Here is a 17424-nt window from a genome sequence, read left to right as displayed (position 1 = left end):
TGTAATCCTTGTACAAGTCAGTCGTCGGGTTTTGCCGAGGCGCTTGTCGGAACAGGAAGTGCACCGCCAGCCGTCATGGATATGCAGGCTGGTTTTCAGGACATAACAAAAAAGGCGGATCAGCCATGTTCAAACATTCGAAAGTTCGTCAAGCCGGACTCATTCTCTTTGCCACGACGCTGCTGTTGATTTTGCCGAATATCACCAAAGTGATTGGCTGAAATCCCGCGCGGGGGCCTCTGCATCATCCAATACGTTGTGTCGCCAAAAAATGTGATGGGTTCACTGTTCGAGCTGCGATGGCTGTGCCAACCTTTGCGGCCCCCCCCTCGACATGGAAGGCGATCGATTTGAAAGCTCTCATTGTGTTCGGGGCGTTGCTGCTCAGCACGCCCATTTATGCCGCGCAACTGGTGCTGGAGTTGGGCGCGAGCACGCGTACCTGGCAAACCGAGGAACTGCTCAAGCACCCGGACGCTCGAACGGTCCAGATTGCTGAGGACGTTTCCTACAAGAAACCCATGAGTTATCGAGCCGTGCCGCTGACGTCACTGTTGACAGGCATCCAACCGGACGACCACCTGCAGGCCGTTGCCCTGGACGGCTTCGCCGCCGAGATGCCCGCGGCGCCATTACTCAACAAGAGCGGGGCCCGGGCCTGGCTGGCGATCGAGGACCCGACCAAGCCCTGGCCGTCGCTGGGGGAAGGCAAATCCAGTGCCGGGCCTTTCTATTTGGTCTGGACCGACCCGCAGGCGGGTCATATCAGCCCGGAACAATGGCCCTACGCGGTAGCGACCATCAAGCGCCTGTCGGCGGTGGCCGAACGCTTCCCGGCCCTGCTACCAGCGCCCAACCTGGCCAAGGACGACCCGATCAATAAAGGTTTCGCGCTGTTCCAGAAGAACTGCCTGGCGTGTCATCGGCTCAATGGCGCTGGCGATGCACAGTTCGGCCCTGACCTGAACATTCCTTTCAATCCCACCGAATACTTCTCCGGGGATTTCCTCAAACGCTACATTCGCGACCCGCAAGGCATGCGGCATTGGCCCCAAGGCAAGATGCCCGGGTTCTCGGCAGCGGTGCTACCGGACTCGGAGCTGGATTTGCTGGTGGGTTATTTGAAGCATATGGCGGGGCGCAAGCAGCCATCGGCCCCGTAAGATTGCTTTTTTTGTGGCGAGGGGATTTATCCCCGTTGGGCCGCGAAGCGGCCCCCAAACCAGGCAACTCGGTGTGCCAGCAAGATTGAGTTCACTGCTTTAGGGCTGCTGCGCAGCCTAGCGGGGATAAATCCCCTCGCCACAAAAGCTCGCTCACCAAGCGGTTATTGTTGTTGCACCGTGATCACTGGCGCCGGTGTCACGACCAGCTTGGCGTGCATCTGCTCGCAACCACCGCCACGGCGCATGCCACGCACCGGGCAGGCGTCCAGGTAATCCAGGCCCACGGCCAGTTTCAGGTGACGCTCCGGGCGTGCCAACTGGTTGGTCACGTCGAAGCTGTACCAGGCGTCGTCCAGCCAGGCCTCTGCCCAGGCATGGCTCGCCAGGTGCTCGCTCTCTTCACTGAACAAATACCCCGACACATAGCGCGCCGGCACGCCCAGGCTGCGCGCGCAGGCCAGGAAGGCGTGGGTATGGTCCTGGCACACCCCGCTACGACCGGCGAACGCCTGGGCCGCACTGGTCTCGACTGCCGTGGTGCCGGGGGTGTAGATCATGTGCTGGTTCAACCCGTGCATCAGGTCGATCAGCGCCGTGCGATCGCGACGCTGCTGGCATTGCTGCGCGGCGAAAGTTCGAAGGGCCTCGTCCGCTTCGGTCAGCCGGGTGAAGCGCAGGAACGGCAGCGCCGATTGGCTCTCGTGTTCGGCTTCGCGCAACGGATCGATATCCACTTGTCCGCGAGCACCGATGATGACCGTTTCGTGGGGCTCATCCAGGGTCAGCACATGGAGGATGTTGCCGAACGGATCCAGTTGCGCCCGCACCGGCCGGGGCAAATCCAGTTGCCAACTCAGCACATGCTGGCGTTCGCTGTCGTGGGGCGTCAGGCGCAGGTACTGGATGCTGGCGCGAACCTGGTCTTCATAGTGGTAGGCCGTTTCGTGGCTGATCGAGAGTCTCATATGACCTCCAGGTAGGAACTGTGAATGGCATTGCCCAGTTCACGGACCAGTGGGATGAATTCGGTGAGCCAGGCATGCAGGCCCCCGTCGAGGATTTCGTTGATGCCGGTGTAGCGCAGGCGTGCGTCCATTTCCGCCGCCAGCCGTTGTGCCTGCCGGCCGTTGGTGCCCGGCAGGCTCGCGAGGATCTGGTTGATTTCTTCGGTACAGGCGCGCAGCGAACGCGGCACGTCGGCGCGCAACAGCAGCAACTCAGCCACATGGCGAGCGCCCGGGGGCCTCACGGTAGATCTCGGTGTAGGCCTCGAAGGACGACAAGGCCCGCAACAACGCGCTCCATTGGTAGTAGGCGTGGGCCGTACCGTCGCTGACCGCGTCGGCCTGGTCGCCGGCCATTTCGTAGCGGGCGTCGAGCAAGCGCAGAGTGTTGTCGGCCCCTTTCGATAAAGGTTCCCAGGCGAATGAACCGGAACGCGTCGTTACGCATGATGGTGCCGTAGGTCGCGCCACGAAACAGGTGCGAGCGCTCCTTGATCCACTCGCAGAAACGGCTCATGCCGTAGCGATTCAAGCCTTGCTCGCCGATACCGCGAATTTCCAGCCAGGTGGCGTTGATGTTTTCCCACATGTCGGCGGTGATTCGACCACGTACCGCATGGGCACTGACGCGCGCGGAACCGAGACAGCTGTAGATGCTGGCCGGGTTGGCCGCTTCCAGGGCAAAGAAATGCAGCAGGCGCTCGGCGTGCAAGTCGCCGTGTCGCTCCCGGTAATCGTCCAGCGTGCCAGTAATCAGCAGCGGCATGGCCAGCTCGTGCAGGCCGTCGCCACGCCCGTCCTGGGGCATCAATGACAACGAATAACTGACGTCGAGCATCCGCGCGAGGTTTTCGGCCCGCTCCAGGTAGCGCGACATCCAGTACAGGTCCGAGGCGGTTCTACTCAGCATGGCAGCTCCTCAATCCTCGACCACCCAAGTGTCCTTGGTACCGCCGCCCTGGGATGAATTCACCACCAGGGAGCCTTCGCGCAACGCCACCCGCGTCAGCCCGCCAGGGACCACGCGGGTCTCGCGGCCAGCCAGCACAAACGGCCGCAAGTCGATGTGGCGCGGGGCGATGCCGTTTTCGACAAAGGTCGGGCACGTCGAGAGCGACAGCGTCGGCTGGGCGATGTAGGCATGCGGCTTGGCCTTGATCCGCTCGCGAAAGGCATCGATTTGCGCCGTCGTCGCGGCCGGCCCCACCAGCATTCCATAACCGCCGGAACCCTGGGTTTCCTTGACCACCAGGTCGGGAAGATTGGCCAGTACGTGGGAAAGCTCAGCAGGATTACGACACTGCCATGTAGGAACGTTCTTCAGGATCGGCTCTTCGTCCAGGTAAAAGCGGATCATGTCGGTGACGAACGGGTACACCGACTTGTCGTCCGCCACCCCCGTGCCGATGGCATTGGCCAGCACCACGTTGCCGGAACGGTAGGAGGACAACAGGCCCGGTACGCCGAGCATCGAATCCGGATTGAAGGCCAGTGGATCGAGGAACGCGTCGTCGAGGCGACGGTAGATCACATCCACCGCCTTCGGCCCGTCGGTGGTGCGCATTGAACACTCTGTCATCCCGTACGAACAGGTCGGCGCCTTCCACCAACTCCACGCCCATCTCCCGGGCCAGGAACGCGTGCTCGAAGAATGCGCTGTTGAAACGCCCCGGCGTCAGCACCACGACGCTGGGGTCGTCCAGCGGACTGGAGCTTTTCAGGGTGTCGAGCAGCAGGTTCGGATAGTGGTCGATGGGGGCGATGCGCTGGGCGGCGAACAGTTCGGGGAACAGGCGCATCATCATCTTGCGGTCTTCGAGCATGTAGCTGACGCCGCTGGGCGTACGCAGATTATCTTCGAGCACGTAGTAGGTGCCGTCACCGTCGCGTACCAGGTCGACACCGCAAATGTGCGCATAGATGTCACGGTGCAGGTCTAGCCCTTGCATCGCCAGTTGGTACTGTTCGTTGGCCAGCACCTGCTCGGCGGGAATGATACCGGCCCGGATGATGCGTTGTTCGTGGTAGAGGTCGGCCAGGAACATGTTCAGTGCCTTGACCCGCTGGATGCAGCCGCGCGCTCGACCACCCGCCATTCGCTGGCCGGGATGCTGCGCGGGATCGTATCGAACGGGATCAGGCGCTCGGTCCCTTGCTCGTCGCCGTAGAGCGTGAACGTAATGCCGGCACGATGAAACAACAGGTCGGCTTCACGCCTGCGTTGCGCCAGCAACTCGTCGGGCGTTTCGGCCAGCCAGCGGGCAAACGCCTGATAGTGCGGGCGGACCTGGCCGTCGGCATCGTACATTTCATCAAAACCGCTGCGGATCATGCCGTACTCCTTGTCACCCTGGCAGCAAGGCTTCGCAAGCCCCGTGCCATCGGCATAAACGCTTTATGATCAACGGGTTGGAATCTCCATTGAGAGGCCGCGCACTTTTACAGTGCAGCAGATGCCCCCAACCCGCCGCCCCCCGCTTCATTGCGACGCAGGGGCGTCGCTCTCCTGAGCATAGCCATGGAAAAACGAAGCAGCGCGGTCTGGATACAGTTAGGTACAAACCGGGCGGCGGTGGTGTTACTCACATATTCGACATCTGCCACAAATCCCTGTGGGAGCCGAGCTTGCTCGCGATGGCGTCGGTGCATTCAACATTGATGCAAGCTGACCCACTGTCATCGCGAGCAAGCTCGGCTCCCACAAGGATTTTCGGGTAATCCGCAGACATGAAAACGGCCGACACAAAGGTCAGCCGTTGCTGTGGTTGCGGTGACAGACTGTCAGGCCTGCAGCCGCCGGATCTCTTGCTTGACACCCCAGCCCTCGATAACGCCACCCAAGGGTTCGACGACTGCCTCAAAGTCTTGCTCGAAGTCTCCTATGTCATCGTAAGTGGCATACATCACCCGGCTCAGTTCCAATGACCAAGCCCCGTCGTCCCGTGCACTGATCTGCGCGTTCAACGATTCGCCCCGAAAATGACCTGCCGCCCTGCGCGCCCGCTCCTCGTCCGGGAAAATGGCGTAGAACTCAATGGGATGGAATCGGGAAAAATCGAAACCGCCTTCTTTCATGCGGCGCAATACGCTGGTGCTGATGTCTTCTTGATAGGCTGTGCTCATGAAACGTCCTCCTAAAACCGATGGATAGACTTTCCGTCTTCCCGTGCGAGAAGCCCTCAGGCTGCAAGCGATACGGCATCAAATGGCCGTCGGGACACAAGCATGTAGCTGACAAGACCGGACCTTGGCGATCCTTTCGCTGATCTCAATTGCAGAGTAGCCGCAAGTGATGGCCACTGCCAAGCGAGACCAGGCAAGGTTTCATGAAATCGGTGTAATGCTGAGGATTTCGATGCTGTTCTGGGACTTGAGGTTCTTGACTGTCGGGTCTTCGGTTCGGTTCTCCAAGTCATTCATATCCAGCTTGTTGAGCACTGGAAGCAATCTTTCGCGAATCAGTTGGGCAGCCTGCTCCATGGTGGGTTTCTGGTCATAGTCGAATTGCTGAACGGTTTTTACACCGTGATCGTCAATGAAAGTGATTTCCCACTTTTGCATCAGTGTCTCCTTGATCAATTCAGGGCCTGGCTTACCTTTATCTCGACATTGAGGGCTGGATAATCGTTCCGCTGGATGCCTGGACGGCACACATGAAAAGACCGCCTCAAGGGCGGTCTCTTTTGTGCAACCTGGCCAATCACTTTTCGGCGCGTTCCTTCAGGGCCTTGAGGGTGTTGAACGGCGCATCCACCACGAACTTGTTAGCCACCATGGACGGTACGCTACCACCCGGCTCGGTGTGCACTTGATAGATCACTTCGACCTGGTCCGCGCCCTTGGGAGTGAACTTCCAGAAACCGTCGACCTTTGTCACACGCACAAAGCCCTTCTCCTCAGGCAAATACTCAGGTAAGCCCTTGAGCTTGCGGGTCAGGCTGCCGTCCGCGCCCTCCTCGGTGATGACTTCCAGCACCGAGTCCCGAGGCGTGACCGGCCATGGCGTGTTGAATTGGGTATAAGTCCAGCTCTTGTCGCCTTCGTGCTTGAGCAGTTTCTGGCTCTTGCACTCATGGATCCAGGCGCAGGCGCCAGCAACGTCCTCCTGCAGGCTCCGCAACTTGGCCATGGTGGTTTTCATCACCGTCACGCCGCGATAGGCCTTGTACTTGGAGCCCGTCACTTCACTGAGGGAAACCTTGATGCCGTCCTTCTCCTTGGCAACCTGCCAGTCCTCTGCCTGAGCGGTGGCCGTTGCCAGCAACACGGTCAACCCACACAACACAGCCATACGATGCAGCGAACCCATAGTCTTTTCCTTATTGTCCAAGTTCGTTCATTTCGGATCCGTTCACTACGCTGCCGTGACTTGCTCCCACCAACCGATCAACCGGATGGCCTCTTCACTGCTGCTGCCGCACACCTCGACGTCGGCTTCAAATGCCGAGCACACCGCCGGACGCCCCGGCTGGCCGAAGATCCGGCACAGGTTATCGACTGACAATTGCACGCAACGTTCTCCCGCCGGTTTGCCTTGGGGCATGCCAGGAATCGGTGAGCTGATGGAAGGGGCGATGCAACAGGCGCCACAGCCTTCACGGCACTTCATGACGAGAACATCCTCACGACAGGTAATGATGAATAACAGCACACAGAGTAACGGCTAAAACACTCGTTTTAAATTACCGTCTGCGTGTTTTTTTGCCCTTGGCGAGATGACCGAACGGTCAGCGACGAGCTGCATACCTGTGGAAGGTTTACTGCTTGAACTCGAAATCCAGTGCCGCACCTTCCACCTCGTTGCGCTCCTGATTGCGCAACGGCAGCTGCATTTCATTGCTCAACAACCGGCCATTGAGCTGGAACGGTCCGGGTTTCTCTCCGAACATTGACGGTAAAAGCGGTTCCCGCTTGGGCAGCGGTACCTTACCCGGTGGCTGCAGTTCCTCGACCATGTCATGGGGCAGGCTCAGGTCCAGCTTGGCCGGTGGCAATGGGGTCTTGGCGATCTGGTGGGCGGATTTGCTCTTGGAAGCAATGGGGGCACGCTTTTTTTTCTTCGCCGCAACCGCCTTTTTAGCGGACGGCTTCTTGGCCACCGCGGTTTTTTTCGACGCATTCTTCGTGGCACTAACGGCCGGTTTTTCCTGCGCCGGAGCCGCCACGGCGACGCCTTCCATTTGGAAGGCACTGAACAGGCCGATCAAAACCCAGGCAACAGGAACAATGGCTTTCATAGACACAACGGCACTGACGGCAGATATCCCCATGCTCGCCTGATAATGAGGCGCTGACAAGCACATCAAGCTAAGCCGCTGATTCCTATAGAAACCCGTTGGCGGTCTCTTGACACAATTGCGTCGCCAACAACCCCAGCGTCATCAAGGCCCGCTCTGCCTCGCGGTTCCAGGGTGTACCGCAATTCAAGCGAATGCAGTGGTTGAACTGCTCGGTGTTACTGAAAATCAGTCCAGGCGCGATACTGATGCCTTGTTGCAACGCCCGCACATGCAACTCCTGGGTATTGACCCGCCCCGGCAGGCTGACCCACAGGATGAAACCGCCGTTGGGACGGCTCATTTGCGTGCCTTCGGGGAAGTATTGTTGCACCGCCAGTTGGAAGGCACTGAGGTTCTTGCGGTACTCCTGGCGGATATAGCGCAGGTGCCGGTCATAGCCGCCGTTTTCCAGGTAGGCGGCAATGCCCATCTGCGTAACGCTGCACGCCGAGTGAGTGCTGAAGGTCTGGAGCCGCTGGATTTCCTGCTGGAATTTCCCCGCGATCATCCACCCGATGCGCACTCCTGGCGACAAGGTCTTGGAAAAACTCGAACAGTAGATAACCCGGTCCAGTCGGTCATAGGCCTTGAGGGCCTTGGTACGCCCCTGCTCGAACATCAACTCGCCATAAATATCGTCCTCGACGATCTGGATGTCGAAGTCCGACGCCAGGCGCAGCAGTTGCTTTTGTCGTTCTTCCGGCATGGTGCCACCAAGCGGATTGCTCAGGCGCGTGGTCAGCACCAGCGCCTTGATCGACCACTGGTTGGCCGCCAACTGCAAGGCTTCCAGGCTCATACCAGTGACCGGATCGCTGGGGATCTCGATGACCTTGAGGCCCAATAGATCCGCCAGTTGCAGCAAGCCGTAATAGGTCGGCGACTCGGCGGCAATCAAATCCCCCGGCCGCGTGAGCACCCGCAAGGACATCTGCAGCGCATCGACGCATCCGTGGGTGATCACCACCTCGGAAGGGTCCACCACGACACCGGCATCGCGCATGCGAATCGCCACTTGGCGGCGCAACGGCTCGAAACCCGGGCTGAACATGTAGCTGAACGCCCGTGGGCTGTGGAAACGCGTGACCTTGGCCAGTTGCTGATGCAAGGCTCGAACAGGCAGATAGTCGACGCTCGGCACCGCCGCGCCCAGGGGGAACACCCCTTCGCGTCGCGACTCGACCAATACCTGCTGGATGATGCTGCTGCGCGTCACCAGCCCCGGACGCTCTACCCGGGCAATGTCCGGCGTCGGTGCCGTCAGGGCCGGCGTCTGGTGCACGTAGTAGCCCGATTGCGGCCGCGCGCGAATCAGCCCCTGGTCTTCAAGGTTGGCGTAGGCCTGCAGCACCGTGGCATGGCTGACGTTGAGCTGCGAGCTCATTTTGCGCACCGAAGGCACGCGTTCACCGGGCTGATACACACCACGCCGGATGTCTTCAGCCAGCTGTTGAGCAATACGTTGATAGAGCAGGAGGTTGGTCATGACGCAGCACTCGATTTCACGGGCATTTTATTCTTGTTGGAAACGATACCGGAACAGTTTAGAAGTGTACTGGGACAGTTGCCAGATTACTCGACAGTACAGTGGAGTGACAGCTCTAACTGTACTCATCCTGCGTCGACTGCAGGGCCAAAAAAACCCGGCGCCTGTTACAGGGGCCGGGTTTTCCAGTGACGCAACCCTTAGCGGGCGGCGCCGAGCTGGCCTTTTTCGTCGGAGAACACAATTTCAACGCGACGGTTCTGTGCCCGGCCCCGCTCGGAAGCATTGACGTCCACCGGGTACTCATCCCCATAGCCTTCGACCTGAATGCGCTTTTCATCAATCCCCAGGTCCACCAGCACATCCGCTACCGACTGTGCACGGTCGCGGGACAGCTTGAGGTTTTCCTGCTTGCCGCCGGTACTGTCGGTATACCCCTCGATACGCACCACGCGCTTGGGGTTGAGCTGCAAGAACTGCACGATCTTGAGCACGACCCGGTTGGCCGAGTTCTTCAGTTCCGCTTCACCGGTGTCGAACAACACGTCGCCCAGGGTCATCACCAGGCCGCGATCGGTCTGGGTGGTCGCCATCGCCATGATCTGCTCTTCGAGCCATTTGCCCTGCTGCTGCACACTCAGCAACTTGGATTCACGCAAGGCCAACTGCAGGCGCTGGCGCTCCAGTTCGAGCTTCGCCGCACGTTCTTCGTTGAGCACCTGGTTACTGTGTTCCCGGGCGATCGCACTGTAGCGTTGGCTCAGGTAGGGCGTAATGCTGCACGTCCTCGCCGCTGCCCCAGTAGCTGGACAAGCGATCGGCACGAGCCAGGGATTCACCGGCGCGGATCAAGTCCCGGGGTGCGGCACGCAACACGTTGGCGTCTTCCTTGACCTTCTGGAAATCGGTGCTGGCCTGCTCGAGTGCCGCTTCGCTGCGTTGGCCGGCGCAGCCATACAAGCTGGCCAGGCCGGCGAGGACCAAACCGCCCAATACGTGGGAGTGCTTCATTGGGCGTCCTCCCTCAACTGTTTGCGCAAGCGCTTGATGCGGGTGTCGAGCACGTTCAATTGCTCCTGGCTCTTGAGGGTCAGCACCTTCGCTTCGGCCAGGCGGGCGTCGAGTTCAGCCTGTTCGGCCCGCATGCGCGCCTTCTTGTAGGATTCGTCGGCCATGTTGGATTTGGCGCGGGCGAATTTTTCTTCAGCCAGTTTCAATTCGGGCACTTCGTCGGCAGTGGCGCCAACGGCCCGGGCTTGCTCCAGTGCCTGTTCGGTCAGGCGGATCTGTTCATTCGGCGCCGGATCGGCTGCGCAGCCCGCCAGAGCCAGAACGGCCAGGGCAGCGAAAAGAGGTCGAATAGTCACTAATGTTCCCTACTGTTTTGGGGCACTGACAGGTGGCTGCAACTGTGTGTTCCAACGCTCTAGATTGCGCTGCAACACAGCCTCCGTCAGACCGGACGCGGCCAATTCTGTCATCTTTTGCGCCAGCTGTCCGCGTAACCATGGGTCATTGCAGGCGGAGTTATGGGAAACCGCGAGGAACAACCCGGGTTTGTCCACCGGTTGTGCCGCGGCTTGCAGGTCGCTGGCCATCCCCAGTGTCTGCGCCATCGCCAGGCCTGAATAGCGCCCCGCCAGGACATATTCCACCTCTCCCAACAGCAATTTCTGAAAGGCCTGGGTCAGGTTGGGCGTGCGCACCAAGGACAATTTCTGCTCGGCAAAAACGCCGAATCCTTGGGTCATGCGAGACTTTTCCGACAAGGCGCCGGGATGACCGTGAAGATCCTCGGGCTGGTTGATGACCAAAGTCGAGTCCTGGCGGGTCCAGACAAGGTAATCGTTTTCCAGCAAGGGCGGATGGACGTAATCCAGCGCCTCCAGCCCGGTGACGGTCAGCGGAGCGTCGGTGAGCAGGTCCATGCGTCCACTGCGCACTTCGTCCAGCGCCTGGGCGCGCTTGCCGGCATACAACAATTCGATCTTGATCCCCAACTCCGCCGCGACGTGCCCCAGCAGATCGGCGCCAGCGCCAATCAGGTGCTTGGGGTCCTGAGGGTCTTGCCAGAGGTAAGGTGGCGCGTCCGGGCTGCCGGTGGCGATCAGGCGTTCACATTTGCCGGCGGCGACAGACAGGCCTGGCACGAGCGCCAACGTCCACAGCAACGACCAGCCGGTCAAACGACGCAGATCCATGGCGATATGCTCCCCTTGCAGCGAAAAAAACAGTGCAGAAAATAAAAAGCCCGGCCAAAGGGCCGGGCTCTTTATAAGTGAAGACGCCGGATTAGACCAGCTTCTCCAGCTCAGGGATGGCTTCGAACAAGTCCGCTACCAGGCCGTAGTCGGCCACCTGGAAGATCGGCGCCTCTTCATCCTTGTTGATCGCCACGATCACCTTGGAGTCTTTCATACCAGCCAAGTGCTGGATCGCGCCGGAGATACCGACGGCGATGTACAGCTGTGGCGCAACGATCTTGCCGGTCTGGCCGACCTGCATGTCGTTGGGCACGAAACCGGCGTCGACCGCGGCGCGGGAAGCACCGACGGCGGCGCCCAGCTTGTCGGCCAGGGCATAGAGGTGCTTGAAGTTGTCACCGTTCTGCATGCCACGACCGCCGGAAACGACGATCTTGGCCGCGGTCAGTTCAGGACGGTCGGACTTGGCCAATTCTTCGTTGACGAAGCTGGAGATGCCGGCGTCATGAGCAGCAGCGACTGCTTCAACGGCAGCCGAACCACCTTCGGCGGCAACCGGGTCGAAACCGGTGGCACGCACGGTGATGACCTTGACCGCAGCGTTCGATTGCACGGTGGCAATGGCATTGCCGGCGTAGATCGGGCGCTTGAAGGTGTCGGCGCTTTCAACCGAGATGATTTCGGAGATCTGGTCGACGTCCAGTGCGGCGGCCACGCGCGGCAGGATGTTCTTGCCGTTGGAGGTGGCGGCCGCCAGGATGTGACTGTAGCCCTTGCCCAGCTCGGCGACCAGCGGAGCAACGTTTTCCGGCAACTGATGCGCGTAGGCGGCGTTGTCGGCCGACAGCACTTTTGCCACGCCAGCGATTTTCGCAGCGGCTTCGGCAACGGCGCCAGCACCCTGCCCGGCTACCAGGACGTGGACATCACCACCGATTTTGGCGGCGGCTGCAACGGTGTTCAGCGTGGCCGGAGCCAGCGCTTTGTTATCGTGTTCGGCGATTACCAAGATAGTCATAGTCAGATTACCTTCGCTTCGTTTTTCAGTTTCTCGACCAGTTCAGCCACCGACTTGACCTTGATGCCCGCGCTGCGTGCAGCCGGCGCTTCGACTTTGACGGTCTTGTTGGTGGAGGCGGTGGAAACGCCCAAAGCGTCCGGAGTCAGCACTTCAAGCGGCTTCTTCTTGGCTTTCATGATGTTTGGCAGGGACGCGTAGCGCGGCTCGTTCAAACGCAGGTCGGTGGTGACGATGGCCGGCAGTTTCAGGGAAACGGTCTGCGCGCCGCCGTCGATCTCACGGGTCACGGCAACGCTGTCGCCGGACACTTCGACTTTCGATGCGAAGGTGCCCTGACCGTAGCCGCTCAATGCCGCGAGCATCTGGCCGGTCTGGTTGTTGTCGCTGTCGATGGCCTGCTTGCCGAGGATCACCAGCTGTGGCTGTTCCTTGTCGACTACGGCCTTTAGCAGCTTGGCCACGGCCAGGGAAGTCAGGTCTTCGGCGGATTCGACGAGGATGGCGCGATCGGCACCCAGTGCCAGCGCGGTGCGCAGTTGTTCCTGGGCGGTGGTCGGGCCGATGGAGACGACGACGATTTCCGTTGCCACGCCTTTCTCTTTCAGGCGTACGGCTTCTTCCACGGCGATTTCGCAGAAGGGGTTCATCGACATCTTGACGTTGGCGAGGTCGACGCCGGAGTTGTCCGCCTTGACGCGAACCTTGACGTTATAGTCGACCACTCGTTTGACAGCTACAAGAACCTTCATGGATTCCTCGTTACTCTCCGGTGAAAAAAAGTCGCCTAGGCGAACCTGGCGGTTGATGCTCATGGGCGCAAGGGCACCTCTAAAAACGCCGGCATGAACCACACATGACCTTGCTCACGGGAGTGAAGACCATTGGTCAGTGATGACCGATGAGTCATTCATTATCGCGGCGTGTAAACTGCGCCTCGGAACCGCGCAATACGTCACTTTATGCTGCCTTCGCCCTGTCTTTAGAGGTGCTCTTGAAACCAACAGTCAGCCTACGGCGAGCGCAAAACCGCCCGTATCTTGACCGGAACGCCTATTCCGGTCAATACGGCAAAATGGTCAGTCATAAGCCGTACGTCAGTGATTTATCTGGGCTGCGGCAATTTCAAACAAACGTTTGTATTGGACCCTGAGAGTGGTGTAGATATAATGCGCCGCTTAAGAGAGACCCGCGGTTCATCCATTGTCGATTTCGTCGCTTTTTGCGAAGCAAACAAGGATGCAACGCCAAACCTCCAATTAGAAAAACTGTGAGCCTTGAGTAGGAGATAGCCTGTGGAACGCGAATACATGGAATTCGACGTGGTCATCGTCGGTGCCGGCCCCGCTGGCCTGTCTGCCGCTTGCCGACTGAAACAGAAGGCCGCCGAAGCCGGTAAGGAAATCAGCGTCTGCGTGGTCGAAAAAGGTTCCGAAGTCGGTGCGCACATTCTCTCCGGCGCGGTGTTCGAGCCCCGCGCCCTGAACGAACTGTTCCCCGACTGGAAAGAGCTCGGCGCGCCGTTGAACACGCCCGTCGTTCGCGATGACATTTATGTCCTGAGAAACGCCGAGGCCGCGAGCAAAATCCCTGACTTCTTTGTGCCCAAGACCATGCACAACGAAGGCAACTATATTATTTCCCTGGGCAACCTGTGCCGCTGGCTGGCCCAGCAGGCCGAGAACCTGGGCGTGGAAATCTACCCGGGCTTCGCCGCCCAGGAAGCGCTGTTCGACGAAAACGGCGTGGTTCGCGGGATCATCACCGGCGATCTGGGTGTCGACCGCGAAGGCCACCCGAAGGACGGCCTCTACACCCCCGGCATGGAATTGCGTGGCAAATACACGCTGTTCGCCGAAGGCTGCCGTGGTCACATCGGCAAACAGTTGATCAAGCGTTTCAACCTCGACAGCGAGGCCGACGCCCAGCACTACGGCATCGGCCTGAAGGAAATCTGGGAAATCGATCCGGCCAAGCATCAACCCGGCCTGGTGGTGCACACCGCTGGCTGGCCGCTGGACATCATGGGCACCGAGAACACCGGCGGCTCCTTCCTCTATCACCTGGAAAACAACCAGGTGGTGGTCGGCCTGATTATCGACCTGTCCTACAGCAACACCTTCCTGTCGCCGTTCGACGAGTTCCAGCGCCTCAAGCATCACCCGGTGCTCAAGCAGTACCTGGAAGGCGGCAAGCGCGTCAGCTACGGCGCCCGTGCCATCTGCAAGGGCGGCCTGAACTCGTTGCCGAAAATGGTCTTCAAGGGCGGCGCGCTGATCGGTTGCGACCTCGGCACCCTGAACTTCGCCAAGATCAAAGGCAGCCACACCGCCATGAAATCCGGCATGCTCGCCGCCGAAGCCGTGGCCGATCGCTTGTTCGCCGAGTCCGAAGGCGGTGACGAACTGACCGCCTACGTCGACAACTTCAAGAACAGCTGGCTGTACGAAGAACTGTTCGCCAGCCGCAACTTCGGTGCCGCGATCCACAAATACGGCGCGATCATCGGTGGCGGCTTCAACTGGCTCGACCAGAACATCTTCGGCGGCAAAATACCGTTCACCCTGCACGACAACAAGCCTGACTACGCTTGCCTGAAACTGGCGGCCGATTGCAAGAAAATCGACTACCCGAAACCGGACGGCAAGCTCAGCTTCGACAAACTCAGCTCGGTGTTCATCTCCGGTACCAACCATGAAGAAGAACAACCCTGCCACCTGAAGCTGACCGACCCGAGCATCCCGATCAGCAAGAACCTGCCGCTGTACGACGAACCGGCCCAGCGCTACTGCCCGGCTGGCGTGTACGAAGTGGTGACCAAGGAAGACGGCGAGAAGCGCTTCCAGATCAACGCCCAGAACTGCGTTCACTGCAAGACCTGCGACATCAAGGACCCTGCACAGAACATCACCTGGGTATCGCCGGAAGGCGCTGGCGGGCCGACTTACCCGAACATGTAAGCCACACGCTGAACATCGAGGCTCCCGCAATGGGGGCCTTTTTGTTGCCTACATTTCAAGGCACACCACAGTCCAAATGTGGGAGCGAGCTCGCTCGCGATGGCGGTTTATCATTCAACACAGATGTCGGCTGACACACCGCCATCGCGAGCAAGCTCGCTCCCACAAGGGATTTGCGTGGATCACGCCACGCGCTCTTCCCCGGGGTTGCGCTCGAAATAGCGCTTGTACTCGCGACTGAACTGCGACGGGCTCTGATACCCCACCTGATGTGCAACCTGGGCCACGCCCATGCCCTCGATCAGCAGCAACCGCTGAGCCTTGAGCAGTCGCAGCCGCTTGAGGTACTGCACCGGCGACAGCAAGGTGCTGCGCTTGAAATGCTCATGGAAGGTCGAAGCACTCATGTTCGCGCAACTGGCCAGGGTCTCGACGTTCAGCGGCTCGGTGAAGTGCGCATGCAAATGACTCAAGGCCACGGCGATCCGGGCGAACTGGCCTTGCTGCTCCACCAGTGCCCGCAGCACATCGGCCTGGGGCCCGCGCAACGCGACGAACAGCAACTCCCGCAGCCGTGCCTGGCCCATGACCTGGCATTCCAACGGATCGTGCAAGCAGCGCAGCAAGCGTTCAACACACCCACGCATGGCGTCATCGAGCACTGCGCAGGTCATCGATTCCGGCGTCTGCGGCGCCAGGTTCCGACCCGGTACCAGCCCCATGGCCAGCACCAGCTCCCCCAGCATCGCCCGATCGATCGCAACGGAAACCCCAAGCAGTGGAGCATTGGGCATGGCGTAGGTTTCGCATTCGAACGGCACCGGCAAGGCCTGGATCAGATAATGCCCGGCGCCATATTCCAGCGTACGAGGCCCCAGGTACGCCAGTTTGCTGCCCTGGGCAATGATCACCAGGCTCGGCTCGTAGAGCTGCGGGCCACGGGCGACGTCCTGGCTGGCCCGAAGCGTATGCACGCCGGGCAGTGGCGTCGGGACGAAACCGTCGCGGGTCGCCAAGGGTTCTATCAATGAAACCAACGTGGCGTTGGCATCGAGATGGCGGGTCAACAACATGGGTGAAAACTTCACGAAAAAGGGGATGAAACCATCATCGCAGGTCTCGCGCCACAGAGGATCAAATCCTGGCCAAGACCGGAGGATTAGGCATGACAGGCGGAGGAATCGCCATCGCCGCCTGTCGCCAGGACTCCCAGAATGGACGCCTCACCGTTCATTGTTTAGCGAGGTCCATCATGTACACAGCCATCGGATATGCCGCCCAGTCGGCCACCACTCCCCTCGCCCCCATGAAATTCGAGCGTCGCAGCCCGCGAGCCGACGATGTGGCGATCGATATTCTCTACTGCGGTGTCTGTCACTCCGACATCCATCAGGCCCGCAATGAATGGGGCATCGCCGTTTATCCGCTGATGCCCGGCCATGAGATCATCGGCAAAGTCACCGCCGTCGGCGCGGACGTCACCCGCTACAAGGTTGGCGACCTGGTGGGCGTAGGCTGCATGGTCGACTCCTGCCGCGAGTGCGAAGCGTGTCACGCTGACTTGGAGCAATACTGTTTCGAAGGCATGACCCAGACCTACGCCAGCCCGGACCGCGTGAGCGGCGGCCACACCATGGGCGGTTACTCCAACAGCATCGTGGTTAACGAGCACTTTGTGCTGCGCATCCCGGCCGCACTCGACCCGGCCAGCGCCGCGCCGCTTCTCTGCGCCGGCATCACCACCTACTCACCCCTCAAGCACTATGGCGTGAAGGCCGGTGACAAGGTCGGCGTGCTAGGCATGGGCGGTCTCGGCCACATGGGCATCAAGTTCGCCAAGGCCATGGGCGCAGAAGTGACGCTCTTCACCCGCTCAGCCAGCAAAGCTGACGAGGCTCGTCGCCAAGGCGCGGACCACGTGATCGTGTCCACCGACGCCGAACAGATGGCTGCCGCAGCCGGACGTTTCAACTTCCTGTTGGACACCATTCCGGTGCAGCACGACCTCAACCCCTACCTCGACACGCTGCGTTTCAACGGCGTGCACATCATCGTGGGCCTGGTCGAGCCGATCGATCCGCCGGTACACGCGGCAAAACTGATCATGGGTCGCCGTGTCCTGGCCGGCTCGTTGATCGGCGGTATCGCAGAAACCCAGGAAGTGCTGGATTTCTGCGCCGAACACAACATCAGCTGCGACATTGAAATGCTCGACATTCGCCAGATCAACGAAGCCTACAGCCGCATGATCGCAGGCGACGTGAAGTACCGCTTCGTCATCGACATGGCGACGCTCAAGGCCTGACG

General features: G+C 60.1%; 15 protein-coding genes and 3 pseudogenes. 3 read left to right on the top strand and 15 right to left on the bottom strand.

The window, feature by feature from the left end:
* The first annotated feature begins 350 nt into the window (after positions 1-350).
* Positions 351-1163: a c-type cytochrome gene (locus tag PSH84_RS04875; protein WP_305482356.1), complete on the top strand. Its 813-nt coding sequence runs from the start codon at positions 351-353 to the stop codon at positions 1161-1163.
* 164 nt (positions 1164-1327) lie between these two features.
* Here PSH84_RS04875 and PSH84_RS04870 read toward each other — a convergent pair whose 3' ends face one another.
* The 14 genes and pseudogenes from PSH84_RS04870 to PSH84_RS04805 all read right to left on the bottom strand — a co-directional run bounded on the left by PSH84_RS04870 (position 1328) and on the right by PSH84_RS04805 (position 12909).
* A complete protein-coding gene (locus PSH84_RS04870) occupies positions 1328-2131 on the bottom strand; it encodes a transglutaminase family protein (RefSeq protein ID WP_305482355.1) in 804 nt (267 codons plus the stop codon).
* Positions 2128-3080, bottom strand: a pseudogene (locus PSH84_RS04865) (alpha-E domain-containing protein). The gene PSH84_RS04870 and the pseudogene PSH84_RS04865 overlap by 4 nt, the downstream one beginning before the upstream one ends.
* A 9-nt stretch (positions 3081-3089) precedes the next feature.
* Positions 3090-4502, bottom strand: a pseudogene (locus PSH84_RS04860) (circularly permuted type 2 ATP-grasp protein).
* Between the two features lie 449 nt (positions 4503-4951).
* Positions 4952-5293: a ribonuclease E inhibitor RraB gene (locus PSH84_RS04855; RefSeq protein WP_003179463.1), complete on the bottom strand. Its 342-nt coding sequence runs from the start codon at positions 5291-5293 to the stop codon at positions 4952-4954.
* Positions 5294-5494: 201 nt separating this feature from the next.
* The gene (locus PSH84_RS04850) at positions 5495-5731 is read right to left on the bottom strand and encodes a hypothetical protein (RefSeq protein WP_305482354.1); all 237 of its coding nucleotides are present in this window, start codon (positions 5729-5731) and stop codon (positions 5495-5497) included.
* Positions 5732-5870: 139 nt separating this feature from the next.
* Positions 5871-6479, bottom strand: a complete 609-nt coding sequence (locus PSH84_RS04845; protein WP_122568638.1) for an START domain-containing protein — start codon at positions 6477-6479, stop codon at positions 5871-5873.
* A gap of 45 nt (positions 6480-6524) precedes the next feature.
* A complete protein-coding gene (locus PSH84_RS04840; protein WP_122568637.1) occupies positions 6525-6779 on the bottom strand; it encodes a YkgJ family cysteine cluster protein in 255 nt (84 codons plus the stop codon).
* A 148-nt stretch (positions 6780-6927) separates the two neighbouring features.
* A complete protein-coding gene (locus PSH84_RS04835; protein ID WP_305467853.1) occupies positions 6928-7407 on the bottom strand; it encodes a translation initiation factor 2 in 480 nt (159 codons plus the stop codon).
* Positions 7408-7492: 85 nt separating this feature from the next.
* Positions 7493-8935 (bottom strand): aminotransferase-like domain-containing protein, encoded by a 1443-nt coding sequence (locus PSH84_RS04830; RefSeq protein ID WP_122568635.1) that lies wholly within the window; start codon positions 8933-8935, stop codon positions 7493-7495.
* A 200-nt stretch (positions 8936-9135) separates the two neighbouring features.
* Positions 9136-9946 (bottom strand): annotated as a pseudogene (locus PSH84_RS04825) (OmpA family protein).
* Positions 9943-10302, bottom strand: a complete 360-nt coding sequence (locus PSH84_RS04820) for a DUF4398 domain-containing protein (protein ID WP_003204190.1) — start codon at positions 10300-10302, stop codon at positions 9943-9945. Before PSH84_RS04820 ends, PSH84_RS04825 begins: the two are co-directional and overlap by 4 nt.
* Positions 10303-10311: 9 nt before the next feature.
* Positions 10312-11136 (bottom strand): substrate-binding periplasmic protein, encoded by an 825-nt coding sequence (locus tag PSH84_RS04815; protein WP_305467857.1) that lies wholly within the window; start codon positions 11134-11136, stop codon positions 10312-10314.
* Between the two features lie 91 nt (positions 11137-11227).
* Positions 11228-12157, bottom strand: a complete 930-nt coding sequence (locus PSH84_RS04810) for an electron transfer flavoprotein subunit alpha/FixB family protein (RefSeq protein ID WP_305467859.1) — start codon at positions 12155-12157, stop codon at positions 11228-11230.
* 2 nt (positions 12158-12159) lie between these two features.
* Entirely contained in the window at positions 12160-12909 is a 750-nt protein-coding gene (locus tag PSH84_RS04805; RefSeq protein WP_028620627.1) for an electron transfer flavoprotein subunit beta/FixA family protein, read from the bottom strand.
* 543 nt (positions 12910-13452) lie between these two features.
* Here PSH84_RS04805 and PSH84_RS04800 point away from each other — a divergent pair.
* Complete coding sequence (locus PSH84_RS04800) at positions 13453-15117, top strand: electron transfer flavoprotein-ubiquinone oxidoreductase (RefSeq protein ID WP_122566319.1); 1665 nt, start codon at positions 13453-13455, stop codon at positions 15115-15117.
* A gap of 182 nt (positions 15118-15299) precedes the next feature.
* Here the strand turns inward: PSH84_RS04800 and PSH84_RS04795 are convergent, their stop codons facing one another.
* On the bottom strand, positions 15300-16190 hold the full coding sequence (locus PSH84_RS04795) for an AraC family transcriptional regulator (protein ID WP_122566320.1): 891 nt from the start codon (positions 16188-16190) through the stop codon (positions 15300-15302).
* A gap of 179 nt (positions 16191-16369) precedes the next feature.
* On the opposite strand from PSH84_RS04795, the gene PSH84_RS04790 reads away from it, so the two are divergent.
* Entirely contained in the window at positions 16370-17422 is a 1053-nt protein-coding gene (locus PSH84_RS04790) for an NAD(P)-dependent alcohol dehydrogenase (RefSeq protein WP_122566321.1), read from the top strand.
* Positions 17423-17424: the final 2 nt, after the last annotated feature.

It is taken from the genome of Pseudomonas beijingensis (assembly GCF_030687295.1).
GTDB classification, from domain to species: Bacteria; Pseudomonadota; Gammaproteobacteria; order Pseudomonadales; family Pseudomonadaceae; genus Aquipseudomonas; species Aquipseudomonas beijingensis.
This window is presented reverse-complemented; position numbering and strand designations above follow the sequence as displayed.